A 26,079-nucleotide genomic window follows, 5' to 3' on the forward strand; every position below is an offset into this window, starting at 1 on the left:
CTGTTCCTCTTTGTTTGCAATTCACTGTTGGATACAGGGCATCTTCACTTTTTACAGCACGTCGTGTACGCTACCACGACGACAGCAGGTGAACCGGTGAAAAATCTTTACTGAAGAAGGCAGATTTCTGCTTTTTGGGAGTAAAAGAAATGATCAGATCCTTATCAGATCATACGAACGGGTCCCCATGCCAATTTTTTCTGCGTACCGGAGCTGCCCTTCCCCGTCGGTCTGGGCATGGACTCCTTTGAATTTGTCAGCGCCCTTGTGGTGGTGTGTAGTCAGGAGCGAGTCTGAGAAACCCTGCTGCTGGTTGACCAGGTCGAAGCTTGCGGCATCGATAGCAACCGGATCCGTTGATGCGAGAATACCGATATCCGGGACGATTGGTGCATCACTGAACGGGAAACAGTCGCAGTCCGGGGTAATCCGTATGAGGAAATTCATGAACCCGCACCTCCGCTCTTTTCCCTGCAGCGCACCGTATGCATACTCGACCATCCGTTCCATGAACTGAGGGATCTCCGTCTCCCAGTTGATATCGATCGCATGCTCCGGGCATGCATGCATGCATTCGAAACAGCCGATGCAGAGTTCCTGATCGATCACGGATTTCTTCTTTTTTACCGTGACAGCGTCCTTCGGGCAGACGTTCATGCAGGAAGCACAACCCGTGCACTTTTCTGGAATCGTGAACGGGCGGGCGTTATGCTGTGCCCGCTTTCCCTCCGGCGGGGCGCAGCCCATAGCAAGGTTCTTGATCGCTCCACCGAACCCGGACACGATATGGCCCTTGAAATGGCTCATCACGATCATGCTGTCTGCCGCTGCGATATCTCCTGCAATGACCACGTCATGGAAGTGCTCCCTGTTGATCGTTACCTTCCGGGTATTCTTTCCATCGAGACCGTCGGCAATGATGACCGGTGCACCCGTGACAGCATAGTCAAATCCGTGGAGGATTGCCGTGCCGATATGCTCAACAGCGTTCGACCGGCTGCCCATGTACAGGGTATTGGTATCGGTCAGGAACGGGAGGCCCCCGCATGCCTTCACTTTGTCAACCACCTGCCGCACATAGACCGGGCTGATGAACCCGTCGTTACCAAATTCGCCGAAATGGATCTTGATCGCGGTCTTCCCCTTTTGCGAAATTGCTTGGGCAAAACCCGCATGGTCGAATAACCGCTGCACTTTGGAAATCGTGGACTCCTGGTCAGAAAATGCACGCAGGGATGCAAAATAGACGGGACTTGTCATGACGTCATCTCCTACGGGACAATTGCGGGTTTTCTGGAAAAAAAGATGCTGGTCCGGAATCAGACAATCGTGTCGAGGTTCCGCACCTTCCTCTTGGCCTTGCCCCAACGGACAAGGTTCTGTGCCCGCTCGTAGTATTGCCGTGAGATCTCGTCCCTGCCCTGCTCTTTCATACAGACAGCGAGGCCGTTCCATGCATCAGCATTGTTCGGGTTGATCTCGAGAACCTTGTTGAACGTTTTTACGGCGGCAGCAATTGCATTCTTCTGCCCGCGGAGGATTCCAATCCTCTTGAGCAGTTCCGCACGGGTGAACAGGAACTCCTCGTTCTCCGGCTCGATCTCGCACGCCTTGTCGATACTTTTGAGTGCATCCTCATCCCTGCCAAGTTCCCTCAGGCAGACCCCCCGGTCGTGCCATGCCGCGGCAAGGTACGGGTCGATCTCCAGCGCCTGGTCGAAGTACCGGATCGCTTCGGGATGGTTTCCCTCACGGTAATAATGGAACAGGCCTTTCTTGTAACTTGACCTGCCCCTACCCAGCAGCTTGTCGAGCCGTCCTGCCTTGGAGGACGACGGAGTGCTGGAGAGGGGTACGTCCTGGCCGGCAACTGCCGATAATCGCGAGAGTTCCGGTCCCAGTTCATCGGTGATGTCCTTTACCGTTCCGATTGAGCTGACAAAGACGCCCTTGCCGTCATGGAGCGCGGATGCTTTCATCCATAAGAACCGGTCTTCGCCTCCTGTCCCGGTTGTTTTGATCCATGCCGTAACCGAGTCCGGTTCCTTGCTGATGATGGTATATCCGTTCTTCACGATGGTGTTCTCGTCATCGAAGATCATGTCAGTGAGCATGGGCATCTTGCGGCCGAAAATCGGGACGGAATATTTCCCGTCCCCTTTTCCGAGCATGTTCTTTGCCTCGATACCGGTGAATTCCGCCATCGCGAGGTTCCAGGCGATCACCTTGCCTTCGCGATCAAGGGCATACGCCGGCTCTGAAAAGAATGCAATGGTCTCTGCAAGGAGCCGTTCGGAAGTCCCTATCGCGCGGCCCATGGATCTCCGTTCCACGGCCTGGTTGATCATGTGGACCATGTTCCGGAACTGCGCGTGCGGGTCCTCGCCTTTTTTTAAGAAGAAATCCGCTCCGTTGTTCAGGGCCTCGATGGCAGCATTTTCCCTGCCAACACCGGTGAAAATGATAATGGGCGTGGTGTCCCCTTTTGCCCTTACGATCTTGAGAAACTCGATACCTGAAATATCCGGCAGGTCGAAATCTACGACAAGGGCATCGTAACTCCTGTCCTTCATCTTCGCCAGCGCTTCCTTTGCCGTTTTTGCGGTATCGACGTTCATCTCGCCAAAACGTTCGAGGAAGAGCCGCGTGATGTCCAGCAGGTCCTGCTGGTCATCGATGATGAGGACGGAATGCATAGGGTTCCCTGATAGTCCATTGAGGATATAAATAAAAAAGATTATGGGTCTATTCGCGTTTGCCCAGCTGATGGTCCAGCCAGAACAGGTGGCCCGGGATGTCTCCGACGATCCGGATCTGGTTCAGGATATCAGCGGAATGCTCCTCTTCCTCGACCTGTTCTTTCACAAACCACTGGAGCATCTCGAACGTTGCGTGGTCGTTCTCCTTCTTTGCCATGTCGACAAGCGCGTTGATCATACCGGTCACTTTCTGTTCGTGGGCATATGTCTCTTCGAATACCTTACCGGCTGACGCCCATTTGCCCTTCGGCGCCTCGATGTCCATGAATGCGACTTTTCCTCCGCGGGCAACGACATAATCATAGATCTTCATGGCGTGAGCCTGCTCCTCCTTTGCCTGGATCCTCATCCATTTCGCAAATCCTTTCAGGCTTACGCTCTCAAAATACGATGACATGGCAAGATACAGGTATGCCGAATAGAGTTCGCGGTTCACCTGCTTGCTGAGTGCCGATTCCATGGTTTTGGAAATCATCAGAAAACCTCCGCTGGATCGTTCATTGGTTTGTATTTTTATAATTGTTTGTAATGCGGAGGGTCCAAGGGTTGGTACCCACGTCTCCGCTTTCCCGACCTATCGGTATTCCGACAGTGATCCTGTTTCATGATAATTCCCTAAAAACGGCAGCAGAACCGCGGATTTTGTCCAGGAGAAAAACAAGGCGGATCGGCCGTGAATAAAAAAGGCCTGTCAGTGTTTCCGTATCTTCCTGCGTTCGGCATCCATGTCCAGGATGATCTCGAGCTCAAGTGATTTCCCGTATGCCTCTTGTGCCTCATCGCTTCTTCCCAGCTCGTCGAGGCAGACCCCTTTGATGTACCATGCCATGGCATCGTTGCCATTGAGCGTCGAGGCGCGGGTGGCAGCGAGGACAGCATCCTCGAATCGCTCAAGGTTGAAGAGTGCAAGCGCCTTTTTCGACCACGCATCAGCATAGTTCTGGTTCAGGGCGAGCGCCCGCTCGCAGTCCGCGAGAGCTTCCTGCGGTTTACCGGTATCGATCAGAACCGATGCCCTCAGGTACCAGCTCTCCGGATATTTCGGGTCAAGAGACAGCGCCTTGTTATAGTATGCCATTGCCTCCTTGTACTTGGTCCTCTGGGCATAGGCCCGCCCCTTTTTGAGGATCTCAACGACCTCCTTTGTTGTCATGTACCCTCCTCAGAATCACTGATCAGATCACCAAAAATCTTCTTCAATGCCTTTTTCTCATATACTCCTTTCATCTCGTGCGCCTGTAACAGATGCTTTGGCGTATCCCAGACGAACCAGTCCTTCATGCTCATGTATGATGTCAGGTGGTTTGTCAGGTTGACGCCAAGCCGGTAGAGCTCGTAGTAGTGATCGAGCGTTGGCGGTGCGTTCCACTCGACTTTATCGAGATGCTTGTCCACGATCTCCAGCATGGTATCGCCAAAGACCTTTGACTGGTACCATGCCGTATGTGTCCAGCGGTGGGTGAGCATCTCTTTTACCTCGAGATGGTTGAACTTCTTCATCTGCGGGATATTGAGTACCGGCATCAGCTCGTCGGCCGGGAGCGTCTTTGCCAGGAACATATCCCGGGCATAGAACATCGCCTTGTTCAGGACGAAATACCGGCGGGGGATGATCTTTTCCTGCTCCACCATCTCGTCCATGTCGTTCTTGCTCTCTTTCATGATGTGGTAGAGCTGGGTCTTGCGGATCTTGGACATCCGGTGGTACACGCTTGCGTTTACGATCGCGTTCCAGGGGATCTCGTTGATATCTTCGTTGAAATGGTTGTACAGGATGAAGAGCATCTGGATAAGCTTGTTGACCGGAAGCTTATCCTTCTCGGCTTTCTTTGCTTCGTCCTTGAGGGTATCGATATAAATCTGGCGCATGCCGCGCGATACCGAATCCTCGTCATAGGAACAGACGAGGTATTTCCCCTTCTTGTGCGCGGCTCCCTTGATCAGCAGGTGTGTGCAGTGTTTGGCGATGATGAAGTCTTTCAGGAGACCGACGTACTGGGCGGGGAAGATGATGACATTGATATTCTTTTCCATCTCGTAGGTATAGATATCAACGAGAGTTCCGCCCGGATCGGCCTCAGGCTGGCGCAGGAGCGAGATCTCGGTGTCGAGCATCTCTTCGGTCTGTTTGATAATCCGCCGGATGGGTTTTGACAGGGGCATCTCGGTCTTCATGGCGTTTCACTCAGGGTACCGTGGAATAACCTGTTCTGGTTATCAGCTCACTTGGCGCCGATGGCACATAAATCATCGTTTGTATCAGCTCCCCCCGATCATGGCTGCAAGGCGGAGACGAGGAATTTTTTACTGGTTTTTCCGGTGGAAACCGCTGCCGGATATTCCGGCCAGGATACCGGTTCCTTCCTGGCGGAATACACCTTCGTTCACATACCGCACGTCCTCAATCGAGAAAAATGCCCGGGGATTGACGGTGCGGATGAAATCCGTTATCCGCGGTATATCCCCCCGGTTGACCAGCGAGAGGATAATCCTGACGCTGCCCCGTGATCCCTGTGCGTCAAGCCGGGTGACCCCGTAGTTCTCTGCCGCAAGAAAACCAGTAATCGGCCCTTCGGACTCCTCCGTCGTGATCACGCGCAGGATGACCATGCCGATGGAAAGGCGCTCCTCTATGACAAGCCCGACATACGTACCCGCTGCAAACCCGAGAGCGAATGCCATGAAGTTCGCGATATTGGAGAGATCCTGCATGACCACCTCCATGGCAAGGAGCCAGATCACGATCTCGAAGAATGCGATGACCGGTGCGAGATACCTGATGCCGCGGGAAATGTAGATGACACGGATCGTCTCCATGCTCACGTCACAGATTCGGGCAAGGAAGATGAGCAGGGGAAGGATGACATACGCATAGATTTCAGGACTGATACCGAAAAACGACATGTACACACCTGTTCTGCCCGGAGGGAGGCAGGATGTTCTGAAGAGATTGCCGGTTGTTCCTATATCAACATTATCGGGAAAAACGGGTAAAAAGGGGGATTTTCCTGAACCAACCGAATCGCGCGGAATTTCAGGACAGGATACTCACGTATACTTTGCAGGGTCGCCATCAAACTTTTTCTTGCAGCCCGGGGCACAGAAGTAATACTTCTTTCCCTTGTACTCACTCGTGTATTTCGCCGTCTTCTCGTCAACGGTCATCTTGCAGATCGGGTCGATTGCCATACAACACCTCAGCTCACTGCCTTTTTCGCTTCCGGTATATATCCTTTGAGAAGGAGGGAAAGCGAGACGACGGTTACAGAACTTGCCGCCATGGCGAGCGCAGCAAGTTCTGGCCGGAAGGTTATGCCGAACGAGGGATAGAGGACGCCGGCTGCCACCGGGATCAGCGCCACGTTGTAGGCGAACGCCCAGAAGATGTTGCCCTTGATCCTGCCCATGACCTTCTTCGAGAGCTGGATCGCGGCTACCGCGTCGAGGAGATCGTCCCGTATCAGGACGATGTCCCCGCTCTCGATGGCAACGTCCGTGCCGCTGCCGATGGCAATCCCGACGTCAGCCTGCGCGAGTGCCGGTGCATCGTTGATACCGTCCCCCACGAACGCGACGACCTCGCCCTTCGCTTGCAGCGCCTTTACCTCCGCTTCCTTGTCCTGCGGGAGCACATCCGCTATAACGGTCCCGATACCGATCTGTTTAGCGATCGCTTCGGCTGTTCTCCGGTTATCTCCCGTGATCATCGCGACACGGATATTCATCCCTTGGAGCTTAACCATAGCGTCCTTTGTCGTTGGCTTGAGGGTGTCGGCGATTGCGATGATACCGGCCATCGTTCCGCCGGCTGCAACGAGCACGGCAGTTTTTCCCTCCTCTTCGAGAGCAGTGATGCGGGCACCGGTTTCATCACTAATCGTTACGGAACGTTCGATAAGGAACGCCCGGTTCCCGACCAGTACCTGCTCGCCCAGGACGGTCGCCATAACGCCCCGCCCGCCAAAGGTATCGAACCCCGTCGCGGTCTCCGGCGTGACGCCCCGGTCCTGCGCTGCCTTCACTACCGCAACCGCAAGCGGATGCTGCGAGTTCTTCTCGACTGCTGCTGCAAGGGTGAGGAGGGTCTCGGGCGAGATGCCGGACGGGACGACATCCGTTACCTCCGGCTCTCCCCGGGTGAGCGTCCCGGTCTTGTCGAAGACAACCGTTGTCACGCGCTCAGCAACCTCAAGGGCCTCACCATTCCGGATCAGGATCCCCAGCTCAGCCCCGCGCCCGATCCCGACCGTTACAGCAGTTGGGGTTGCAAGACCGAGGGCGCAGGGGCAGGCTACTACAAGGACAGAGATGAGCGCTGTGAGCGCAAAAAGTGTAGTCGCGTGCAGAAGGAAGTACCAGGTCACGAACGATGCGGCAGCGATGAGCAGCACGGCCGGAATGAAGTACGTGACGGCAACATCGGCAATCCGCTGTACGGGCGGTTTCGAACCCTGCGCATCTTCCACCATCCGGATGATCTGGGCAAGGACGGTATCCTTCCCCACCTTCTCCGCTTTGATCGTGAGCACGCTGTTGGTATTAAGCGTACCGCCGACAACGCGGCTTCCTTTTGCCTTGAGGGGCGGCACCGGTTCACCGGTGATCATCGCCTCGCTGACATAGCTCTCGCCTTCTGTTACGATACCGTCAACCGGCACCTTCGCGCCGGGCTTCACGATCACGAGGTCCCCGATGACAACATCCTCGACCGAAATCTCCTTCTCTGCGCCTTCGCGGATCACTGTCGCGGATTTCACCCGGAGCCCGGCGAGTTTTTTGATCGCGTCCGAGGTCCTGCCCTTTGCCCGGCCCTCGAGGTACCTGCCCAGCATGAGGAACGCTGCGAGCATGATGGCTGTATCGTAGAACATGAACTCGTGCGTGAGGATGACTGAGAAGGTTCCCATCACGCTCGAAACGAACGAGACTCCCGTGCCCATTGCGTACATCACGTCCATCGAGAGGGTGCGGTGCGAGAGGGCGATCCATGCAGCCCGGAAGATCGGAGCTGAGACATAGACAAAGACCGGGGTCGAGATGACGAGCATGATATACCCGAGCTCATGCATGGAAACCGGCAGCGGCACGTACATCGCAGCCATCAGCGGGATGCTCACGGCAAACCCGACAACGAAGCGGACGAACTTGTCATGCAGGTCTGCCTCGCGTGCCTTCTTCTCGGCCTCCTCGCTCATTTCTCCCGATATCCCGAGGTACTGGTAGCCGGCATCCTCGATCGCTTTCTTCATGTCGGTAATCGTTGTCAGTGAGGGGTTGTAGGTGACGTACGCCTTCTCGGTGCCGAGGTTGACCGTTGCCGTAACAACGCCCGGCAGATTCTTCAGTGCCGCCCCGATCGTCTCCACGCACGTGGCACACATCATGCCCCCGACCTTGATCGTGGCCTCCTGGTTCACGACATCGTAACCAGCGTCCTTTACCGCTTTCTCGATCTCGTGGATGGTTACCTTCTCCGGGTCGAACTCGACGTGCGCTGAGTCGGTACCGAAGTTGACCTGCGCCTTCTCCACATCCTTGATCTTTGTGAGTGATTCCTCAATGTTGACGGCGCACGTTGCACAGTGCATCCCGGTGATCTTCAGTTCCGCCTTTTTCTTCTCAGGTTCCGGCACGGGGCGCTCCTCCAGTCAGTAGGATCTATTCCCGCGATTAATAACCTTATGAACGTACCAGCCGCTGGCAAACGGCAGGAAAAGAAACGCGATCCTGCCGGGAGAATAAAAAAATCAGAGATCCAGGACCGCTTTCCGGTAATACCCGGGTTCCGGTTCAGGTGTATTCCGGGCGGGGGAAGACGGGATTCCCTCGCGTGCCATCCACAAGGCACGACGGATCTGGTCAGCCTGGTGTGCCACAAAGAGTTGATTGTGGAGAACCTCGGGGTATTTCTGCAGGAGGAGGAGCCGCGCAATGCTTTTCCCGATAATCCTGTCGGGTGAATTCATCCGGGACCTGCGGTGGCAGAGTGGTTTCCCGATATGGTGGAAACGGCAGATCCGGCTGAGCCGGATGATCATATCCATGTCCGAGAAGCACCCGAGCGATTCATCGAACGGCCCGGCCCTCTCGAGAACAGAGCGACGGACCAGGACTGGGGAGATGTCAAGGCCTGCAGCCTGGAAATCCGTTGCGTACTCATTCAGCAGGTCACCGTCATCCATCTCAGGACTGTGCCAGTACGCACGGTTACCGGCAGGAGAGATCTCCCAGGTATCGGAATATACGACACCGTACTCCGGTGACAGGAGCGAAAAGCAGGAAACCTGCTCCTCCAGTTTTCGCTCATCCCATGCATCACCGGGCCGGATAAAACCGACCAGTTCCCCTCCTGCTGCAGCAATGCCTCCGTTGAACGCAGCTGCATTGTTGGATGATTCCTTTTTCTGTATGACTACGATCCGCGGATCGTTTTGGCCGGCTGGCACATCTGCTGAGGCACCTGCTGTTCCGTCACCGACAACGATCAACTCGAAGTCCGTTTTTGTCTGGCACAGGATACTCTCGAGAGCGATAGTAATGCAGTCTGCATTGCCGCGGGCAGGCAGAATGATGCTGATGTGCGGGTGTTTCCGGTCCCTTATCATGAAACCCTATAGGTGTCAGCAGCGATGGTAAAAAAAATTCCGGGACCGGGCCGTATCCCGCAGCCCCGGATTCATCCTGTTGCTCCCGTTACCCATTAACCCGCTCCCGTAAGAACAATACCGCGCCGCGCACGGCATCCTTAAAAACTCCCGCGATCTTCATCATACAGGAAATCATGGGTATCTTCCGGTACGACAGCAAGTACTCCGCTCCCACGAAGGAACAGCGGGAGCGGTACATGAAGGGCGAGTACGAAGAGCACCGGTTCGGAAAAGACGAGGAGATCCTGCTCGTTCTCTATGATGAAGCCGCGTATCTCAAGGACGATACTGACGGGGTCCGCATCCTCTTTACAGGCGCTTCTGACAAGGGGAAGGTCCATAATGAACTCCGGCGACTTCTCGAAGAGCACGAGGCAAAGGATCAGCGTCCGGACGGGTTCCGGCGGGGCGGGGACCGGTAAGCGCGACACGGATTTTTTTCCCTGCTGCACCAGAGAGAAACTATTTACCGTGCCCGCGGGATAGCTCCCTTGATGTGATGCCGAACGATTCCCTGAACGGTGTCATTAAGTCCATGGGGCTCGTGTTCGGTGATATCGGGACGAGCCCCATCTATGCGCTTACTGCAATCTTTCTTATTGTCCGGCCGACACCGGAGAATGTTCTCGGGATTCTCTCGCTGATCCTCTGGACGCTCACCATGCTCGTCACCGTCCAGTACACGTATCTTGCCATGCATCTCGGGACAAAAGGCGAGGGCGGGACGATCGTGCTGCGCGAGATCCTGCTACCTTTGGTAAAACCCGGGTCACAAACCGCGTTTGTCTCCCTGCTTGCAATCGTCGGTATTGCCCTCTTCATGGGCGATGCGGTCATAACTCCGGCCATCAGCATGCTGTCCGCTGTCGAAGGTGTTGCTTTCATCCCGGGCCTTGAGCAGACTTCCCAGACCACGCTCATGATTATCGCAGGGCTGATCGCAATCGGGCTCTTCTCCCTCCAGGCACGGGGCAGTGAGCGGGTTGCCTGGACATTCGGGCCGGTGATGGTGGTCTGGTTTGCTGCACTGGCGGGCGCAGGTCTCGTTGCGATCTTCTCTGCACCGGAAGTTATCTACGCGATCAACCCGGTGTACGGCATCCGCTATCTCACGTCCCATGGCATTGAGGGATTTCTCATCCTTTCGGCGGTCATTCTCGTTGCTACCGGTGGTGAGGCGCTGTACGCAGACATGGGGCACCTTGGCCGGGAGCCGATTATCCGGGCATGGCATATCGTATTTGTTGCGCTCGCGGTGAATTATCTTGGGCAGGGTGCGTTTATCCTGACACATCCAGGTGTGCACAACATCCTGTTCGAAATGATCCTCTCCGAGTTCGGCATTGCCTACATACCCTTTGTGCTCCTGAGCATCTCTGCAACCATCATTGCGTCGCAGGCCATGATATCCGGTATCTTCTCGATCGTATACCAGGGCATAACCACGCGGATGATGCCGCTGCTGCGCATCGACTACACATCGCCGCTGCTCCGCTCCCAGATCTACATCGATACCGTGAACTGGGCGCTTCTCCTTGCGGTCCTCTTCATCATCGTGATCTTCCGGACCTCCAACAACCTCACCCATGCCTACGGTCTCGCGGTCTGCGGCACGATGGTCATAACGGCAATCTTCGTTACCTGGATCTTCATACGCCGCGGGCAGGCAGTCCGGTCCATGATTGCAGCAGCCATCCTCGGGATCACCGCGTCATTCCTCGTTGCCAGTTTCGACAAGATCCCCTATGGCGGTTACTGGTCTCTTGTCATTGCGGCTATCCCGTTCTCCATCATTCTGATCTACATCAACGGCCAGAAGAAACTCGCCGCGGCATTGCAGCCGGTCTCCTTCGACTCTTTCATAAAGCAGTTCAACGAAGCCTATGCCTCGCTCAACCGCATCTCCGGGACCGCGCTCTTCTTTGCCCGTGATTTCCGCAACCTGCCACAGTACATCCCCCGGATCATGTTCACCAACCGGATCATCTACGATGACAACATCATTGTCTCGATCACCCGCACCGAGCAGCCGTTCGGCATTACATGGGGATTCACCCGGGAGGTTGCCCGGGGCTTCTCGATCTTCGAGATCTATGCCGGTTACATGGAGTTTGTCAACATCGGTGATATTCTGAAGGAAGCAGAGATCGATGAACTGACGATCTTCTATGGTATGGAGGATATCGTAACGAACCATGTAATCTGGCGTATCTTTGCCGCGGTCAAGCGGCTCTCCCCTTCTCTTGTCCAGTTCTACAAGCTGCCGTCCGATAAGATCCACGGCGTTGTTATGCGGGTGGAGATGTAAAAAAACGGAGTTGGGGCTTTTTTAAAATTTACTTGAGGTCAAGTTTCCTTGGTTTCACGTCAGGTCTGGGCTCTTTCTTTGGTACCTTCAGTTCGAGGATTCCCTCCTTCATCTTTCCCTCGGCTTTTGCCGGGTCAACCTCTTCCGGGAATGCGATCGATCGCTCGAAAGCGGAGTAGGCCCGCTCCCGGTGCAGATAGTTCTTCTTCTTGTCCTCTTTTTCAGTCTTCTTCGTGGCACGGATGGAGAGTCCGTCGCTGTTGATCTGCACATCCACGTCCTCCTTGACAAACCCGGGGAGTTCGGCATGGACCTGGTAGTGGTCGCCCTCATCGATAACGTCAAGCGGTGCATAGCGCACGGGCAGCATGCCCATTTCCTGCATCCGCATCTCCATCGGGTAGTACGGGCGCATCATGTAATCGAACGAGCGCCGGAAATCGTCAAAGATTGAGTCAAAGTCCCGCTCGAGCAGGCTCGGCATTCTCCAGGGTCTGAGCGAAGAACCCGGAGCGATGGGAACAACATCGGTTGTTTTCCTCTCAGGTTTTTCACGGTCCATAGGTGATTCCTCCTATGTTTCACTTTTAGTTAGTCATATGTTATTAATAAATATTTGCTTTGGGGAAAATGGTCGACGGATATGCGCCGCGCGTCATGCCTACCGACTCCCTTCGTCCCAGAGTTTCAGGATCTCAAGATCGCGCATCATCGTTGCCCGGGAGAGCGCCTGAGCCCGGGTCAGCATCCGCTGCTGGACAAAATCGTACTCGCAGAGGATTTTCGTATTCTTCATGAGCGTTGCACGGATCGGGTGATACCGGTATATGACTGGTTCCTGCTTCCGGAAATACCATTTAATCCGCTGGTACGTGAGCCAGTTGAGTTTCATGGCGAGCGTTGCATGGAATTGGAAATCTTCCGCGGAATCAAGGTCATACTCTCTCAGCGTGCAGTACGGGGCGATGGCCTGCGCAAGCCGGTACCGGAACTGCTTCAGGTTCTCATCCGGGGTGATCGTGACATACACGACCCGGGTTGCGTCAAAAAAACCGTATCCGCCCACATCGTAGCGTGGAATGCTCTGCTGCGCTGTGCAGACATGAGCGAAACCTGCAACGAGCCGCGCTTCATCAGCAGTCGAGAACGGGCCGGCCAGCGTGATATGAGGAGTGACAAGGTTCTTATCCAGGCCGAACTTCTCCTGCAGCCGTTCGCTCAGCTGGCGGATCTGCTGCTTCACCGGCCCCATCAGACGGATATCGATAAGATAACGGGTCATTACTCAGTGCCTGTATGGAGTGCCGGCATGAAAAAAGGAGTGGCAAAAAAGAAGCAATCGCTGTGGCTGTCAAAAGGAACATTCATCCAGTGGTACGGATACATTTCTCTGTCTTGAACAAGATCATTATCTGTAAGGCGTGGTCCGGAGCCGGGGCAGCATGATTGAAGTTATCTCGGGGATCGCAGAAGCATTCGGATTATCGGCGGCCGCGGGGCTGAACGCGTACCTTCCGCTGCTGGTCGTGGGGCTCGTTGCCCGGTTTACCGGTCTTGTCCAGCTGAACGAGCCGTGGGGCATGCTTACGAACGACTGGGTGCTCGCCGTACTTGCGTTCCTGCTGCTTATCGAAATGACGGTCGACAAGATCCCCGGTGTCGATACCCTCAACGACATGATTCAGACATTCGGCCGCCCAATTGCCGGTGCCATCCTCTTTGCCGCCGGGTCTGGCATCACGGGGGAACTCCACCCAATCCCGGCATTTATCGCAGGTCTGCTGGTTGCCGGTGGCGTTCACGCCGGTAAGACCGCGGTGCGCCCCTTCGTCACTGCCGCAACCGCGGGCATGGGTAACTGGCTTGTCAGTCTTCTTGAGGACCTGCTCGCGCTTGTCATCGTCATCATCGCCATTCTTGTTCCCCTGCTGATCCTGCTCGCTATCGTTCTTGTCCTTCTGTTTGCGGGCGCGAACCGGATATACTGGGATTCACCGTTGTGAATCTTGGTACGGGATGACATCTTGCACCGGGCTTCCGCGGCCCCTGCCTTATCAGCCGGATATCAATCAGGTGACAGAGCATCGATAATACTCTTTAATTTGGACTACCCGACAACCTCCTAAAACGATTCAACTCTCCTTCTAAAAACCAAATCAGGTTTTATATTTTGTCGAACAGGTAACCATTCTCAAATTAAGGGTGATTCCTTACATCGATTTTTCCAGCGAATTTCTTCCGTTTTTTTGATAAACCAACAGCATTATCTGATTAGAATGGCGAAAAAATAGGTTATAGGAAATTTTGCATTTCGTGACAACATGAAAAACGCATTCTCGTTTACACGGAAAAAAATCCAGAGCCTGAAACATTGGGGATATTCAGTGAAGTATATCACAAGTCTTGCGGATTTGGACCGCGAACTGGACTATGTTGACTCACAATTTCAAATTTCAGACGATTGCGGCAGACTTGCATTAAGTAATTTCTGCTTCAAAATCAGGAGAGATGATCTTCCCAGGAATCCGTTCTCTCGGGAATATTATGATTTTCAGATGAGGTTGTATTCGTTTATTTCCGGTCGGGCCGGATATGATATTGCAAATGAAGAACACGTCTTTGATGGGGAAGAAATGAAAAATTATCCCTATCCTTATTCCACTGGTAGTGCTTCGACAGTGGCTGACCATCTGTTATCGATCGGATATGTAATAAAAAAAGCAAATTTGCCTGCATATTCAACCGTTCTAGAATTTGGTTCCGGATGGGGTAATCTGACCCTTACGCTTGCCCAGATGAAATATAATGTTACCTGTGTTGAAATAAACAAAAGATTCATCGATTTGATAAAATACCGATCGCGGGATCTAAAAAATCAAATCAGGTTTTTTCAACAGGATATGTTGTCATTCTCTCAGGATCCCGATAAAAAATATGATGCGGTTTTTTTTCATGAATCTTTTGACCATTGTTGTGATCCCATAACCATGATAAAGAATTTGTCGAATCTTCTGAGTGAGAACGGGATCATCTGTTTTGCATCGGAACCGGTTATGTCATACCCGATAAAATTCCTTCCGAACCCGGTTCTTCCCTATCCCTGGGGGGTTCGCCTTGATGGGATATCAGTGTGGTCAATGAGAAGGTTCGGATGGATGGAACTGGGATTTGAGCGCCATTTTTTTATACAAATGTTATCAGATGCCGGATTCAGATCCGATCTCTTTTCTTCAGATGCCAGCCCCCATATGAACCTGATCATTGCCCGTAAAAAATAATTTTTTTTGCATCGGGTGTGTACCCTATACGTTAGTAACAGCACCCGATTCAGCCTCGATCTCGTCCAGCAGTTTCCGGATCTGAGCAATCTTCTCTTTCAGCGAGGTTCCGCTCCCGGAACCTGTTCCGGTCCCTGCGATCTCCGGTATCCCCCGCCACTGACCGAGCACGTCCTGCAGGTCCTGCCCGATATACGTAACGCCGCTCCGCGCTTCGACAAGACCGACGAGTGTCTGCTCCCCGCTCGGGGTGATGACCGGGATGATCCAGATCTCCTGCCCGTCAATCACGTACATGATCGGCTGGACAACCTGCAGCTCCGGCGCCTTTGCCACCTCCGGGTGCTGGTGGACGTTCTGTGCAGCGCCGATATCGTTGTAGTAGCCCGGGGTCTGGTGGAAGGTGAACTTCCCGGTCTTCACATCGGTCAGCATATACCCGACCATGGATGAATCCGTACCGGGGTTCGAGACCGTGCCAAACCAGTAGAGCCTGCCATCGTTGCCGTTCACGAGGAACACATCAGGTCCGTCGATGCCGGAGAGCACCTTGACATCGCGCTGTTCAAGGATGGAGTTCCACCAGCCGAGCTGGTAACGGCCCCACCACCCGATCCATTCCTCGGCCGTGGTCTCGCTCCAGACACGCTGGATCCAGGCCGGCTGCTCGCCAAGCTGGTAAAAGTCAGTGACGCCGGTGACCGGGTCGACCGTGGCAACACCGACCGGCCGCTCACCGATGCAGCCATAGAACATCGGTTCGGCAAGCGGGATCACGTACTGCGGCTGCATTTGGTCGTCCAGCTGGAACGTCGTCTCCATCTGGAGATATTCCGGATACTGCTCCCACACGCGCCGGTTGACCTCATTTCCGAACAGGGCGCCGCGGGTATAGACCATGCGGCTGACCGGGACCATCTTCGCATCGGCTTTCGGGTCCTCTGCGTTCACGATCACATAGCCGCCCGTCCCCTCGCCGGCATACGACCATGCCTTGATGAAGGAATCCGCATAATCGAGCGGCGTCACCCAGACAAGCGTCCCGTTCAGTGTCTGGATATCGGGCTCGGAGATCGCCGATTTGTACCCGAGCGAGCCGATGACCTTGTCACTGCGCCAGAGTGCTGTCTCGTAGCTGACCAGCCGGATATGGCTGCTGTTGATGATATCCGCGGGACCGGAGACGACTGTGACGTCAGGTGCTGCCGCAAGCTGGGATGCAGTCAGCGCTGAAAGGAGCGTGATGCCGACGACCGAGAATACAACGGCAATCCCGATGATCAGCCCTGCTGCCAGCCCGCCGGGAGGATAACTGGCAACAGCGCTGTTCATCCCCAGGGCAATTCCGCAGTTGATTGCGAACCACAACAGCAGGTTGAACGTGGTGAACGGGATCTCGAGGAGATAAAGAAAGGCAAAACTTCCCGCCCCTGCAACGAGTGCAAGGACCGCCCGCGGGACGATATGGCGGTTCCTGACAATGTCCGGCGATACGAGGAAGTACAGGAGCGCGGTAGCGATCACCACGCCGGTGAAGAGCAGGCTCATGAGTGGAAGGTGTTACCGCTGTATCAATAACCCTGCCGTTTTAAGAACGGGAACATCATGTCGGATCATCTTCCGGATACCTGCCAGTCCTCAGCCATCTCTCTCTTTCTGATTAAAGTGCCTGCAGCCATTGGGATGACTGCCATCGCGATATAATAGACATATACATCCGGGCCATAGTATTGCCATGCCCCGAACCGTAGCACGATGAACGGGAAGTCGAGAATGATCGCGATCAGGCTCCAGGAAATTCCGATGCCGGCAGAATACCGGAGGGAGAGGATCCGGCCGGAAAAATACCAGCAGGCAAAACCGAAAGCGCACGGGAGGTACAGCAGCAGAACAACTTTCCCCCAGAATCCGTAATCCGGCAGGGAGTGGTACACGGCCATCGAGGCAAGGTATCCTGCAGCCCAGAGGAGTATGCCTGCGTACACGGTATCGCGGAGGAGCTGCTCCATGATGCACGGTATAGGCATCCCGGCTGATGAGGATTGCTGCGGCAAACCATTACGGCACCTGAGCAGGATGTGTCATGCCGGAAATTGTGGCCGTTTTATAAAAGATATTAAAAGATGCCGCCAGATATCTTCTGCATGCAGGCAGCGTCCGGAATCAGCAGGCACGACAGGGAGACATTTCTGAAATGGTACCCGTTCTTCCTGTTCGCCAACGGTTTCTTCGCGCTGGTCATTCTTGTTATCCCCTTCCTTGCACTCGGCCCGTATAACCTGGCCGGCGTTCCGGAGAATCCCCGGTTTTCAGAATATACCGTGTACGCGATCCTTGCCGCGATACTTACAGCAGTCGCCGGCCTATCATTTTTCGTATCGATCAGGAAACAGTGCGAGGAATCCTGAGGCCTCGGCGCCGTTCCCGCCATGTTTAATAATCCAGACAACTTCACAAGGATCAGTGAAGGGAGGTCAGGCAATGGAACAAGGTGAGGCAGGGGCATCGTTCTGGGAATCGTTGTACCGGCCCCACCCGGTGATCTTCGCGCTTCTCGTTTTCCTTGGCCTCGATCTCGAATTCGTTGTCCACTACTGGTTCGGCATCACCATCGTCTACACCCAGTTCTTTTACCTGATCATCGTATCGGCGGCCTCTGGTACGGGCGGCGGGCAGTCTGGATCGCGCTCCTCTTCGGCAGCCTCCATGTCCTGGTAACGTTTTTCATGACCGGCCAGTTGTCGCCCGACGCCCTGATGCGGGCTGTCGTGATGCTCATCGTTGCATCCGCTGTCGGTACCATCGTGGAACAGAAGCAGGCATATCTCGATCAGGTTGCGGAAAAGAACCGGGCATTGTCCGATGCGAACGAAAAGCTGCGTGCCGTCCGTGCGCAACTCGTGGACTCCCTTGAGGCATGTGAGACAGCAAAGAGGAAATAAGTTTTTTATCCGGTTCGCGGTGTGTGTAACCGGATGCGGTTTTACCCCACGAAATTACCGGAGTATCATGACCAGAACATCGTTGTTGTATTGGTTCCAGGCAAAATACGTTCGTTTTGCCAAAACCTGGCCATCACGATGAAGTACATTATTGACAATTACCAGTATCCTTTTTGAAAAATTTCCGGTAAAATTTTTAAAACCGCGTTGTGCTGAAAAAAATTTAAAAAAAACCGGACGGATCCGTCAAAAAACCGGAAGATGCAGGATCCTGGAGGAGACCCGGGAGGGCTGTACTCAACGGAGGCCAGAATGACCTCCGTTGGCTTGTTTTCCCGGGCCGTACGACACTATTTCTTAAAAAAACAGCACTATTGTTTTCTGGAACGCTCGATTTAGCCTCTGACTTGCGCGAATCGCCCGTTTCAGGCCCGGATGTTGACAACATCCGGCAACGTTACAACGGCTGATAATTCCCCGGACGGGCTGGTGGTTGTGGCGGGACAGGGGGCTGCCGGAATGTGTATATGGCCGTTTTAAGGGAATTGTCGAGGGGATTTTTTGGTGAATATCAGTGGATCTGTGGAGAGTGAGGTGGCCGGGAAACATTCCTGCGGGCACCTGGTGCAGGTGGGAGTTTTTCCGAATATCGCATTCGTCCGGAAGAGTGTATCCCAACGGAGGCCAGAATGACCTCCGTTGGCTTGTTTTCCCGGGCCGTACGACACTATTTCGTGAAAAAACAGCACTATTGTTTTCTGGAACGCTCGATTTAACCTCTGACTTGCGCGAATCGCCCGTTTCAGGCCCGGATGTTGACAACATCCGGCAACGTTACAACGGCCGATAATTCCCCGGACGGACTGGTGGTTGTGGCGGGACAGGGGGCTGCCGGAATGCATATATTGCCGTTTCAGGAGGGTTGTGGAAGCAATTTTCCGGGGATTACCGGTGGGTAGCCTGGCGAAGGGATCAATGGAAAAAAAGTATTGGAGAAGGGCGTCGCCAGAATCATTTCGCCACCCCATGTGAGCGGGATTGCCGCTGGAATGCTCCGGAATTTTAATGGTACATAAGACCGATCTTCTGTACGATGAAACAGGACCACCGGCCGGAAATTATTCTTGCACTCATCCTCCTCACCGTGATAATTGCCGGCGTATCGGCGTTCACGCTCGCAGAGACGAGCGTCTCGCCGCTGGGATACCAGCCGGCCGGCACGCCCGTGACCGTGACCGCGGTCATTGATTTTCCCCGGAAAGATCTCACGTCCGATACCTTCCCTGCTTCGCACGATCTCGTGATTTCAACCGGCCTTTCGGGCGCACGCTGGGAACCGGTGCTGGTCCTCGACGGCCGTCAGACGCGGCTGCCGCAGGAAAATGGCGGCACGCTGACAATCGGCGGGATGTACCTTTCCTACCCGGGAACGCAGGAACTGAAGGTGCATCTGACCCTCACGGGGACGATGCCGGCTGATGTCTCTCCTACAAAGGATTTCCTGCGGGTGCAGGAAACGGATGCGCAGAAAAACATCCTCGCAACAAGCAGCATCGCGATGCCGGAAGTCCCGCTCGTTGTTCCCACGGAATCGCTACTGCCGACAACAGTCCCGACAACCCGTAAGCTGCCCACGCCACTCCCGACCACATCGCCAACACCGCAATCGCCGGACGGGTTTTTTCCTGTAATCGTTGCGGCTGCAGGAGCTGCACTGATGGCGATGCGGCAGAACTAAAGCCGGAGCTGCTCATTCGGGTGCTGCGCCCTGTACTCCCCGCTCACTCTGGTGTTCCCTGATCTGCTGGCGCCACATTGGATAGTACAGGCCTTTCTGTTTCAGCAGGTCCGCGTGCGATCCGGTTTCGATAATCCTGCCCCGTTCCATGATATAGATCACGTCCGTGTATATGATCGTGGACAGCCGGTGGGCAATCAGCAGCGTGATCTGCTTCCGGCTCCGCGAGATATCCTGGATCAAGTTCGTAATATCCTCATTATTCGGCGAAGGAGGCCTCGTTAAAGATGAGATGGAGGGGATGGCACGCTTCAGCGCCCGGGCAATGGGAGTGCGTTGCTTCTCCCAGCCGGAAAGGTTCATCCCCTCGGAGCGTCTGCTGCAGGCCGTTGCTGAAGATCTGTATGCCAACCTTTCTCACCACGAGTTCGGTGAAACAGGTCTGGAATGCCTTTGTTGCCTGTGCGAGGAACGCGATCCCGATCGCCACGTCAAGCCGGAACAGAATGCCCCGGATCAGGATGTCTTCCGGGTGGTTCTTCGGGTTCAGGGCCTAGTCATGAATGATATTTTCGAAGATCAGCGGATCGATGAGGTTCAGCAGCTGGCTGATGCCTGCGAAGATGAGCGCGGCGAGGATCAGCCACCAGTGCGGCCTGAGGCACTTCCCGAGGATACACATGTCCGTTTGCCCGCAATGTCCGTTGCAGGGATCCGTACCGGTTTTCTAAACCGGATCCGTTTTTTTATTTTTCTGCATGCGGGTTGCCTGTGAACGGGAAATCGTAGGAAGATGGAATAAATGTATGGTATGCCGGCGCCGGATGCAGCATCGAACCCGGCGTTTACATCATGGAAACCCCTCCTTCCTATGAATATTAAACCCAAAAAATAGATACGGTATGATTTGTCAGGGGAAACCTGATCCGAGAACCCTCGACAAGGAGGCCCGACTATGAACTGGGTATATATGAAAGGAATTCCTATCGACGCGCAATTTCTCTATCGTAAGGCGCTGGAGCTGGTACAGCAGGAACGGTACGAGATCGCGCTCCGGTATTTCAGACAGGCAACGGTCATCGCCCCGACCTATGCTAAAGCGTACTTGGCAATGGCTGCCTGCCATTATTATCTCGCACGGTACGATGACGCGATCCGGTTATTCACCTGTGCAATCGAGATCGACCCGGCCTGTGAAGAAGCACGGATACAGCGCGATATGGTGATGAACCTGCGGGAACTGCAGGGCAGGATACCACAACAATCTACGGGAATGCCTTTCTGATCCTGCTCGGGATTCTACCGGCAGGAAGACCGGAAAACCTCTTTTTACCATCAGACTCCTGATCACGGGACGCGGCGCCCGGATCCTTTGGTACGATTTTCCTGTCAGACTCACGGGTTCGACAAAGGAATCCCGGGGTTAAACGCCATAACCCCGGGAATTCCGGGATTATATAAGCTCACGGGAAGAGGGGACTATTCAGGTATACACCGTGCAGCCAGACAACGGTCAATAACCGAGGTGAAAACATGCAACTGTGCCCGATATGCCGTAAGGAAACGAATGATCGTGATGCATCCTGTCCGGGATGCGGCTATAAATTCCCGGCAAATCCCCGGCGTTCCCGGATTCCCCGTGGATCCCTTGATAATTATCCGCATTTCATCGATTCGAATACCGGCAAAGAGATGATCTTTCTCTAGCCGCCGGGAGATCTCTCAAATTTTTTTGCTGACTGTCTGAACATACTGCCGGGGTGGAAGAATTGCTGCGTAATTCTTATCCGCCTCCCGGCCGAATGGCATGTCGGATGAACAAACCTATTTCATATTATAAATCGTTCTGATCATATTGATGAACCGTCATTATTCTCCCTTACTGTCCGCGATACCATACATGATGCCTCCCGTTCCACGCTGATATGACCGCCGAAAGCCCTCTCACTGTCCTGTACGTTGACGACGAACCGTTCCTGCTTGACCTCGCAAAGGTGTACCTGGAAAAGACCGGGGAAATTTGCGTTGAGACGTGCCAGTCGGGAGAAAAGTCGCTTGAGATCATCAGGACAACGCCCTGCGACGCGATCGTTTCGGACTACCAGATGCCGGGGATGGACGGGCTTGAATTTCTGAAAAATGTCCGCGAACAGTACGGTGACATCCCGTTTCTCCTCTTCACCGGCCGTGGCCGCGAGGATGTCGTGATCGAAGCCATCAACCTCGGGGCAGACTTCTATGTCCAGAAAGGCGGGGATCCGCGATCTCAGTTCGCCGAACTCGCCCACAAGATCCGGATGGCGGTGGGGCGCAAGAGGGCGGTCGCCGCACTCCGTGAACGCGATGCCCAGCTCATCTCGCTCTCCGATAACCTTCCCAGCGGTGTCATCTACCAGGTAGTCGTGGACCCGGCAGGGAACCGGCGCTTTGCGTACGTCAGCGCCGGCGTGGAAAAACTCCATGAAGTGAAAGCGGCAGATGTCCTGCGGGACCCGCAGCTCCTCTACGGCCAGGTGGCCCCGGCCGACCGTTCCGTGCTCATGGAGGCCGAGATGCGCGCACGGGACACGGGTGTCCCGTTCAGCGCCGAAGTAAAGTATCGCACTCCCTCCGGCTCGGAACGGTGGGTGCTCCTCCGGTCTGCCCCGCGCATGCTCCCGGGCGGCAGCTCGGTCTGGGACGGGATCGAGCTCGACATAACTGCCACCAAGCGGGCAGAAGAGGAACTCCGTGCCGCGTACGGCAAGCTTGCCGAATCGCAGGCGCAGCTGCAGACGCAGCTGTCCGAGCTCAACGCATCGCGGCAGCAGATTGCCGAGAGCGAGGAGAAGTACCGGACGCTGGTCGAGCATACCGATGATATTGTTTTCATCGCGCAGGACGGCAACGTGGTCTTTGCCAACTCCAAGCTTGCGTCACTCTCCGGGTACACTCTCGACGAGGTCATCGGCCAGCCGTTCATCCGCTTCATCGCCCCGGAGGACCAGGACATGGTGCTGGGGCGTCACCGGCTTCGCCAGGGGGGAAATGCTCTTCCCGAGAGTTATGAGTTCTCGCTTCTCCACCGGGACCAGAAGACCCGGATACGGGTCAGGATCCGCGTCGGTGCCGGGACGTACCGCGGCCGTCCTGCAACAACCGGGACGATCCAGGATATCACCAGGGAATGCCGGCAGGAAGAGGAACTGGCAAAGAGCGGGGAGCTGCACCGGAAGATGGTTGCCGCAAGCCCGGATATTATCGTCCAGACCGATCTGGAGGGAAAGATTGTTTTCCTCAATGACAAGGGCCTGCAGCTTGCCGGTATGACCGATCCCGGGGAAATCATCGGCATCTCGGTCTTCTCGCTCTTTGCACCGGAGAGCCTGCCGGCGGCAATCGAGAATACGAAACTCATGCCCGGTGGTCCACTCGGCCCCCGGGAATACACGTTCATTAATTTCAACAAAGAACGTGTCCTTCTGGAAGTGAACGGCGATATCCTCCGGACACCGGACGGGACTCCCTACGGTATGATGTTCGTCTGCCGGGACATTGGTGAGCGCAAGCGTGCCGAGGAGACTCTGAGAAAGAGCGAGGAGGTGTTCAGGAACATCATCGAGAACATGCAGGACGTCTTCTACCGGACCGGCCGTGACGGCATCCTCTGCATGATCAGTCCCTACGGCGCCCGGATCATGGGCTATGACTCACCGGAAGAGATCTGCGGGAAACTTGCCGCAACGGAATTCTACGCGGATCCGGCCGAGCGCGAGACCTTCCTTGCGCATATCCTGCAGGAGAAGAAAGTGGCCGGGTATCCGATGACGCTCAAAGACCGGTACGGCAACCTGCACTATGCCGTTGCAAACAGCCGCGTGATCACCGATCCGGCCGGTAATTTTGACGGGATCGAAGGGATTCTTCATGACATCACGCACCTGAGAAAGGCCGAAGAAGCCCTCCGGCAGGCCAACCGCCAGATCACGCTGATGGCAGGCATCACCCGGCACGATGTCAAGAACCAGCTGCATGCGCTTGCAGGGTACCTCAGCCTCTCGGCGCGATCCACCGGAGATCCTGTACGCGCAGCGGATCTGGTTGAAAAAGAACAGAAGATCGTTGATATTCTTGTGCAGCAGATTGACTTCATGACCGTTTTTGACGGGATGGGATGCAGATCGCCCGCATGGCAGGATCCGGTCCCGCTCGTACTGAAGGCACGATCTGCGCTGCCGTTCCGGAATGTCGAGCTTGACGTAAGCCTGCCGGCCATAGAGATCTTCGCGGACCCGCTTCTTGAGAAGGTATTTTATAATCTCTTTGACAATGCGCTCCGGCATGGAGGGGATGAGATGACGGCGCTCCGGACATATTCCCGGCATGACAACGGTTCGCTTGTCCTGGTAATCGAGGATAACGGAGCGGGAATCCCCGAATGTGACAAAATGCGCCTCTTCGAGCGGGGGTTCGGGAAGAATTCCGGCCTTGGCCTGTTCCTTGCAAAAGAGGTCCTTGCTATCACGGGAATGAGCATCCGGGAGACCGGCACGCATGGCAGGGGAGCGCGGTTCGAGATCGTGGCACCGAAGGGGACATACCGCATTGCCGCCACCCGCGGGGAATAATCAAAAGAACCCCGGTATAATCGGGAAGATCCCGGCTGCATAGTCCAGTCGGCGACCTGTTTTTCAGCGGTACCTTCAGTACCCGATTGCTACCCGGATTATCTCAAACGCTGTAAATCCTATTGCCGCACTCACGGGAATTGTCAGGATCCATGCCCACAGGATGTTCCGGGCAACGCCCCACTTCACCGTACTTGAGCCGCTTGTCGTCCCCACCCCCATGATTGACGTGCAGATGATATGGGTTGTACTGACCGGGATCCCGAGCACGGAAGCGCCTATGATAGTCGATGCGCCGGCCGTCTCAGCTGCAAAGCCGTGCACCGGCCGGAGCTTCGTGATCTTGTAGCCCATTGTCTTCACGATGCGCCAACCCCCGGACAGAGTCCCGAGTGCAATAGCTGCATGGGCTGCAAGAATCACCCAGAGAGGGACCGGGAGGTGGTTGGGATCAACGGATGTGCCGAAGTAGCCAATCGAGAAGAGGAGCGGGACGATGATGCCCATAGTCTTCTGTGCATCGTTGGTGCCGTGGCTGAAACTGTACGCTGCGGCTGAACAGAGCTGAAGGCGTTTGAACGCAGACTCGGCCGACGGCTTCTGGGCGTTCTTTGTCAGGTTGAGGATGAACGCCATGAACAGGTATCCCGCTGCGAGGCCGATCATCGGCGAGACGATCATGAACAGGGCCACCTGCCCGACCGTGGACCACTTGATGGCGGTAAATCCGGCGGCGGCGAGACCCGCACCGGTCATGCCCCCGATGAGCGCATGGGAGGATGAAGTCGGAAGCCCGAAGAACCATGTGATCAGGTTCCAGGAGATCGCGCCGATCAGGGCTGCCAGTATGATCCACGGGATGACTGCCGTCATTACGATCTCCAGCTGGATGATCTTGGCGATCGTGCTAGCAACGGCTACACCAAACCCGAAAGCGGCAATGAAGTTGAAGAACGCGGCAAAGATAACAGCCCGCCGCGGGGAGAGGACTTTTGTCGAAACCACGGTCGAGATCGAGTTCGCCGAGTCATGGAACCCGTTCGTGAAGTCGAAGACGAGCGCGATACCGATGATGACAACAATCAGTTCCCAGGTTGCTTCGATCATGGGATCCTCCCGGGAAATGCAGGAATCATGAGTGCCGGATCGCGATGTCCGAGAGCGTGTTCGCCACGTCCTCGCAGTTGTCGGTCGCTGTCTCGAGCTGCTCGTAGATGTCCTTGAGTTTGATGATCGCGATCGCGTCCGTTGTCCTGAACAGCTCGGTGATTGCCTGCGCGAGTGCGTCGTCTGCGAGGTTTTCGAGCCGGTTCACCTCGATACAGCGCTCCTCGATGTACCGCGGATCCTTCAGCGACCGGACGCTTTTTACCGCGCTCTCCAGCTCGCGGGCTGACTGGTGGACGAGTTTTGCGAGCCCGATGATGTGGGTATCGGTGGCCGGGATTGCGTAATAGAGCATTTTCTCAGCAGTGTCGTCGATACTGTCAAGAACTTCGTCAAGCGTGGAGGCGAGGCGCGAAATCTCCTCGGGATCGAGTGGCGTGATGAAAGTGGTGTTGAGCTGCTGGTAAATATCGTGCGTTACCTGGTCACCCTTGTGCTCGATGCTCTCGATCGCGTGCCGCTTCTCTTTCACATTCGAGAAATTCTCCGCCAGGTCCACGAGCATCCAGGCAGCCTCGGTTACGAGCCCGGCCTGCTTTTCGAACAGGTCATAAAAGACCGTGTCGTGCGGTACCAGCAGTTCCCTCAGTCCCATCAGATGTCCCCTTCCAGTAATATTCTGACAGGAATTCG

At 55.1% G+C, this 26,079-nt stretch carries 27 protein-coding genes; 11 read left to right on the forward strand and 16 right to left on the reverse strand.

Annotated features, from left to right (window positions below):
* Positions 1-153: 153 nt before the first annotated feature.
* The 9 genes from A4E33_RS07710 to A4E33_RS07750 form a co-directional block, all read right to left on the reverse strand.
* Positions 154-1,260 (reverse strand): DUF362 domain-containing protein, encoded by a 1,107-nt coding sequence (locus A4E33_RS07710; protein WP_292347118.1) that lies wholly within the window; start codon positions 1,258-1,260, stop codon positions 154-156.
* Positions 1,261-1,319: 59 nt separating this feature from the next.
* Positions 1,320-2,696 carry a response regulator gene (locus tag A4E33_RS07715; protein WP_292347119.1) on the reverse strand — a complete coding sequence of 459 codons (1,377 nt, stop codon included), beginning with the start codon at positions 2,694-2,696 and terminating at the stop codon, positions 1,320-1,322.
* A gap of 49 nt (positions 2,697-2,745) precedes the next feature.
* The gene (locus A4E33_RS07720; protein WP_292347120.1) at positions 2,746-3,234 is read right to left on the reverse strand and encodes a ferritin; all 489 of its coding nucleotides are present in this window, start codon (positions 3,232-3,234) and stop codon (positions 2,746-2,748) included.
* A gap of 216 nt (positions 3,235-3,450) precedes the next feature.
* Entirely contained in the window at positions 3,451-3,912 is a 462-nt protein-coding gene (locus A4E33_RS07725; RefSeq protein WP_292347121.1) for a tetratricopeptide repeat protein, read from the reverse strand.
* Positions 3,909-4,934 carry a hypothetical protein gene (locus A4E33_RS07730; RefSeq protein ID WP_292347122.1) on the reverse strand — a complete coding sequence of 342 codons (1,026 nt, stop codon included), beginning with the start codon at positions 4,932-4,934 and terminating at the stop codon, positions 3,909-3,911. Before A4E33_RS07730 ends, A4E33_RS07725 begins: the two co-directional genes overlap by 4 nt.
* A gap of 129 nt (positions 4,935-5,063) precedes the next feature.
* Positions 5,064-5,663: a DUF2179 domain-containing protein gene (locus tag A4E33_RS07735; protein ID WP_292347123.1), complete on the reverse strand. Its 600-nt coding sequence runs from the start codon at positions 5,661-5,663 to the stop codon at positions 5,064-5,066.
* Between the two features lie 144 nt (positions 5,664-5,807).
* On the reverse strand, positions 5,808-5,948 hold the full coding sequence (locus A4E33_RS07740) for a YHS domain-containing protein (RefSeq protein ID WP_292347124.1): 141 nt from the start codon (positions 5,946-5,948) through the stop codon (positions 5,808-5,810).
* A gap of 8 nt (positions 5,949-5,956) precedes the next feature.
* Positions 5,957-8,392, reverse strand: coding sequence for a heavy metal translocating P-type ATPase (locus tag A4E33_RS07745; RefSeq protein ID WP_292347125.1), 2,436 nt, complete (start codon positions 8,390-8,392; stop codon positions 5,957-5,959).
* 114 nt (positions 8,393-8,506) lie between these two features.
* Positions 8,507-9,364, reverse strand: a complete 858-nt coding sequence (locus A4E33_RS07750; protein ID WP_292347126.1) for a glycosyltransferase — start codon at positions 9,362-9,364, stop codon at positions 8,507-8,509.
* 176 nt (positions 9,365-9,540) lie between these two features.
* Between A4E33_RS07750 and A4E33_RS07755 the strand changes: the two genes are divergently transcribed.
* Positions 9,541-9,828, forward strand: a complete 288-nt coding sequence (locus A4E33_RS07755) for a hypothetical protein (RefSeq protein ID WP_292347127.1) — start codon at positions 9,541-9,543, stop codon at positions 9,826-9,828.
* A 77-nt stretch (positions 9,829-9,905) separates the two neighbouring features.
* Entirely contained in the window at positions 9,906-11,714 is a 1,809-nt protein-coding gene (locus A4E33_RS07760; RefSeq protein WP_292347128.1) for a KUP/HAK/KT family potassium transporter, read from the forward strand.
* A 28-nt stretch (positions 11,715-11,742) separates the two neighbouring features.
* Here A4E33_RS07760 and A4E33_RS07765 read toward each other — a convergent pair whose 3' ends face one another.
* Together A4E33_RS07765 and A4E33_RS07770 are read right to left on the reverse strand one after the other, a co-directional pair.
* Positions 11,743-12,276, reverse strand: a complete 534-nt coding sequence (locus A4E33_RS07765) for an Hsp20/alpha crystallin family protein (RefSeq protein ID WP_292347129.1) — start codon at positions 12,274-12,276, stop codon at positions 11,743-11,745.
* 99 nt (positions 12,277-12,375) lie between these two features.
* Positions 12,376-12,996, reverse strand: coding sequence for a 2'-5' RNA ligase family protein (locus A4E33_RS07770; protein WP_292347130.1), 621 nt, complete (start codon positions 12,994-12,996; stop codon positions 12,376-12,378).
* Between the two features lie 160 nt (positions 12,997-13,156).
* Between A4E33_RS07770 and A4E33_RS07775 the strand changes: the two genes are divergently transcribed.
* Entirely contained in the window at positions 13,157-13,717 is a 561-nt protein-coding gene (locus tag A4E33_RS07775; protein ID WP_292347131.1) for a DUF4126 domain-containing protein, read from the forward strand.
* 318 nt (positions 13,718-14,035) lie between these two features.
* Positions 14,036-14,992, forward strand: coding sequence for a bifunctional 2-polyprenyl-6-hydroxyphenol methylase/3-demethylubiquinol 3-O-methyltransferase UbiG (locus A4E33_RS07780; RefSeq protein WP_292347132.1), 957 nt, complete (start codon positions 14,036-14,038; stop codon positions 14,990-14,992).
* Positions 14,993-15,016: 24 nt separating this feature from the next.
* On the opposite strand, the gene A4E33_RS07785 is transcribed toward A4E33_RS07780, so the two are convergent.
* Positions 15,017-16,540 carry a hypothetical protein gene (locus A4E33_RS07785; protein ID WP_292347133.1) on the reverse strand — a complete coding sequence of 508 codons (1,524 nt, stop codon included), beginning with the start codon at positions 16,538-16,540 and terminating at the stop codon, positions 15,017-15,019.
* A gap of 65 nt (positions 16,541-16,605) precedes the next feature.
* The gene (locus A4E33_RS07790) at positions 16,606-17,001 is read right to left on the reverse strand and encodes a hypothetical protein (RefSeq protein ID WP_292347134.1); all 396 of its coding nucleotides are present in this window, start codon (positions 16,999-17,001) and stop codon (positions 16,606-16,608) included.
* A 114-nt stretch (positions 17,002-17,115) separates the two neighbouring features.
* Here A4E33_RS07790 and A4E33_RS07795 point away from each other — a divergent pair, with 114 nt between their 5' ends.
* The 4 genes from A4E33_RS07795 to A4E33_RS07810 all read left to right on the forward strand — a co-directional run bounded on the left by A4E33_RS07795 (position 17,116) and on the right by A4E33_RS07810 (position 19,672).
* Positions 17,116-17,400 carry a hypothetical protein gene (locus A4E33_RS07795; protein ID WP_292347135.1) on the forward strand — a complete coding sequence of 95 codons (285 nt, stop codon included), beginning with the start codon at positions 17,116-17,118 and terminating at the stop codon, positions 17,398-17,400.
* Positions 17,401-17,473: 73 nt separating this feature from the next.
* The gene (locus A4E33_RS07800) at positions 17,474-17,710 is read left to right on the forward strand and encodes a hypothetical protein (RefSeq protein WP_292347136.1); all 237 of its coding nucleotides are present in this window, start codon (positions 17,474-17,476) and stop codon (positions 17,708-17,710) included.
* Between the two features lie 8 nt (positions 17,711-17,718).
* Positions 17,719-17,934 (forward strand): hypothetical protein, encoded by a 216-nt coding sequence (locus A4E33_RS07805; RefSeq protein ID WP_292347137.1) that lies wholly within the window; start codon positions 17,719-17,721, stop codon positions 17,932-17,934.
* A gap of 1,093 nt (positions 17,935-19,027) precedes the next feature.
* Complete coding sequence (locus tag A4E33_RS07810) at positions 19,028-19,672, forward strand: hypothetical protein (RefSeq protein ID WP_292347138.1); 645 nt, start codon at positions 19,028-19,030, stop codon at positions 19,670-19,672.
* A gap of 12 nt (positions 19,673-19,684) precedes the next feature.
* Here the strand turns inward: A4E33_RS07810 and A4E33_RS07815 are convergent, their stop codons facing one another.
* A complete protein-coding gene (locus tag A4E33_RS07815) occupies positions 19,685-19,915 on the reverse strand; it encodes a hypothetical protein (RefSeq protein ID WP_292347139.1) in 231 nt (76 codons plus the stop codon).
* Positions 19,916-19,973: 58 nt separating this feature from the next.
* Here A4E33_RS07815 and A4E33_RS07820 point away from each other — a divergent pair, with 58 nt between their 5' ends.
* The 3 genes from A4E33_RS07820 (at position 19,974) to A4E33_RS07830 (ending at position 24,279) form a co-directional block, all read left to right on the forward strand.
* The gene (locus A4E33_RS07820; RefSeq protein ID WP_292347140.1) at positions 19,974-20,447 is read left to right on the forward strand and encodes a hypothetical protein; all 474 of its coding nucleotides are present in this window, start codon (positions 19,974-19,976) and stop codon (positions 20,445-20,447) included.
* A 180-nt stretch (positions 20,448-20,627) separates the two neighbouring features.
* Positions 20,628-20,957, forward strand: a complete 330-nt coding sequence (locus A4E33_RS07825; protein WP_292347141.1) for a tetratricopeptide repeat protein — start codon at positions 20,628-20,630, stop codon at positions 20,955-20,957.
* Positions 20,958-21,597: 640 nt separating this feature from the next.
* Positions 21,598-24,279 (forward strand): response regulator, encoded by a 2,682-nt coding sequence (locus A4E33_RS07830; RefSeq protein ID WP_292347142.1) that lies wholly within the window; start codon positions 21,598-21,600, stop codon positions 24,277-24,279.
* Between the two features lie 75 nt (positions 24,280-24,354).
* On the opposite strand, the gene A4E33_RS07835 is transcribed toward A4E33_RS07830, so the two are convergent.
* Together A4E33_RS07835 and A4E33_RS07840 are read right to left on the reverse strand one after the other, a co-directional pair.
* Complete coding sequence (locus tag A4E33_RS07835) at positions 24,355-25,386, reverse strand: inorganic phosphate transporter (RefSeq protein ID WP_292347143.1); 1,032 nt, start codon at positions 25,384-25,386, stop codon at positions 24,355-24,357.
* 25 nt (positions 25,387-25,411) lie between these two features.
* Positions 25,412-26,041, reverse strand: coding sequence for a DUF47 domain-containing protein (locus A4E33_RS07840; protein ID WP_292347144.1), 630 nt, complete (start codon positions 26,039-26,041; stop codon positions 25,412-25,414).
* Positions 26,042-26,079 lie beyond the last annotated feature (38 nt).

Source organism: Methanoregula sp. PtaB.Bin085 (genome assembly GCF_002067035.1).
Taxonomy (GTDB): Archaea; Halobacteriota; Methanomicrobia; order Methanomicrobiales; family Methanospirillaceae; genus Methanoregula.

Coding starts and splice junctions, on each gene's coding strand:
- A4E33_RS07710 (WP_292347118.1), bottom strand. CDS start 1,260: ATGACAAGTCCCGTCTATTTTGCATCCCTGCGTGCATTTTCTGACCAG.
- A4E33_RS07715 (WP_292347119.1), bottom strand. CDS start 2,696: ATGCATTCCGTCCTCATCATCGATGACCAGCAGGACCTGCTGGACATC.
- A4E33_RS07720 (WP_292347120.1), bottom strand. CDS start 3,234: ATGATTTCCAAAACCATGGAATCGGCACTCAGCAAGCAGGTGAACCGC.
- A4E33_RS07725 (WP_292347121.1), bottom strand. CDS start 3,912: ATGACAACAAAGGAGGTCGTTGAGATCCTCAAAAAGGGGCGGGCCTAT.
- A4E33_RS07730 (WP_292347122.1), bottom strand. CDS start 4,934: ATGAAGACCGAGATGCCCCTGTCAAAACCCATCCGGCGGATTATCAAA.
- A4E33_RS07735 (WP_292347123.1), bottom strand. CDS start 5,663: ATGTCGTTTTTCGGTATCAGTCCTGAAATCTATGCGTATGTCATCCTT.
- A4E33_RS07740 (WP_292347124.1), bottom strand. CDS start 5,948: ATGGCAATCGACCCGATCTGCAAGATGACCGTTGACGAGAAGACGGCG.
- A4E33_RS07750 (WP_292347126.1), bottom strand. CDS start 9,364: ATGATAAGGGACCGGAAACACCCGCACATCAGCATCATTCTGCCTGCC.
- A4E33_RS07755 (WP_292347127.1), top strand. CDS start 9,541: ATGGGTATCTTCCGGTACGACAGCAAGTACTCCGCTCCCACGAAGGAA.
- A4E33_RS07760 (WP_292347128.1), top strand. CDS start 9,906: ATGCCGAACGATTCCCTGAACGGTGTCATTAAGTCCATGGGGCTCGTG.
- A4E33_RS07765 (WP_292347129.1), bottom strand. CDS start 12,276: ATGGACCGTGAAAAACCTGAGAGGAAAACAACCGATGTTGTTCCCATC.
- A4E33_RS07770 (WP_292347130.1), bottom strand. CDS start 12,996: ATGACCCGTTATCTTATCGATATCCGTCTGATGGGGCCGGTGAAGCAG.
- A4E33_RS07775 (WP_292347131.1), top strand. CDS start 13,157: ATGATTGAAGTTATCTCGGGGATCGCAGAAGCATTCGGATTATCGGCG.
- A4E33_RS07780 (WP_292347132.1), top strand. CDS start 14,036: ATGAAAAACGCATTCTCGTTTACACGGAAAAAAATCCAGAGCCTGAAA.
- A4E33_RS07785 (WP_292347133.1), bottom strand. CDS start 16,540: ATGAGCCTGCTCTTCACCGGCGTGGTGATCGCTACCGCGCTCCTGTAC.
- A4E33_RS07790 (WP_292347134.1), bottom strand. CDS start 17,001: ATGGAGCAGCTCCTCCGCGATACCGTGTACGCAGGCATACTCCTCTGG.
- A4E33_RS07795 (WP_292347135.1), top strand. CDS start 17,116: ATGCCGCCAGATATCTTCTGCATGCAGGCAGCGTCCGGAATCAGCAGG.
- A4E33_RS07800 (WP_292347136.1), top strand. CDS start 17,474: ATGGAACAAGGTGAGGCAGGGGCATCGTTCTGGGAATCGTTGTACCGG.
- A4E33_RS07805 (WP_292347137.1), top strand. CDS start 17,719: ATGACCGGCCAGTTGTCGCCCGACGCCCTGATGCGGGCTGTCGTGATG.
- A4E33_RS07810 (WP_292347138.1), top strand. CDS start 19,028: ATGAAACAGGACCACCGGCCGGAAATTATTCTTGCACTCATCCTCCTC.
- A4E33_RS07820 (WP_292347140.1), top strand. CDS start 19,974: ATGGCACGCTTCAGCGCCCGGGCAATGGGAGTGCGTTGCTTCTCCCAG.
- A4E33_RS07825 (WP_292347141.1), top strand. CDS start 20,628: ATGAACTGGGTATATATGAAAGGAATTCCTATCGACGCGCAATTTCTC.
- A4E33_RS07830 (WP_292347142.1), top strand. CDS start 21,598: ATGACCGCCGAAAGCCCTCTCACTGTCCTGTACGTTGACGACGAACCG.
- A4E33_RS07835 (WP_292347143.1), bottom strand. CDS start 25,386: ATGATCGAAGCAACCTGGGAACTGATTGTTGTCATCATCGGTATCGCG.
- A4E33_RS07840 (WP_292347144.1), bottom strand. CDS start 26,041: ATGGGACTGAGGGAACTGCTGGTACCGCACGACACGGTCTTTTATGAC.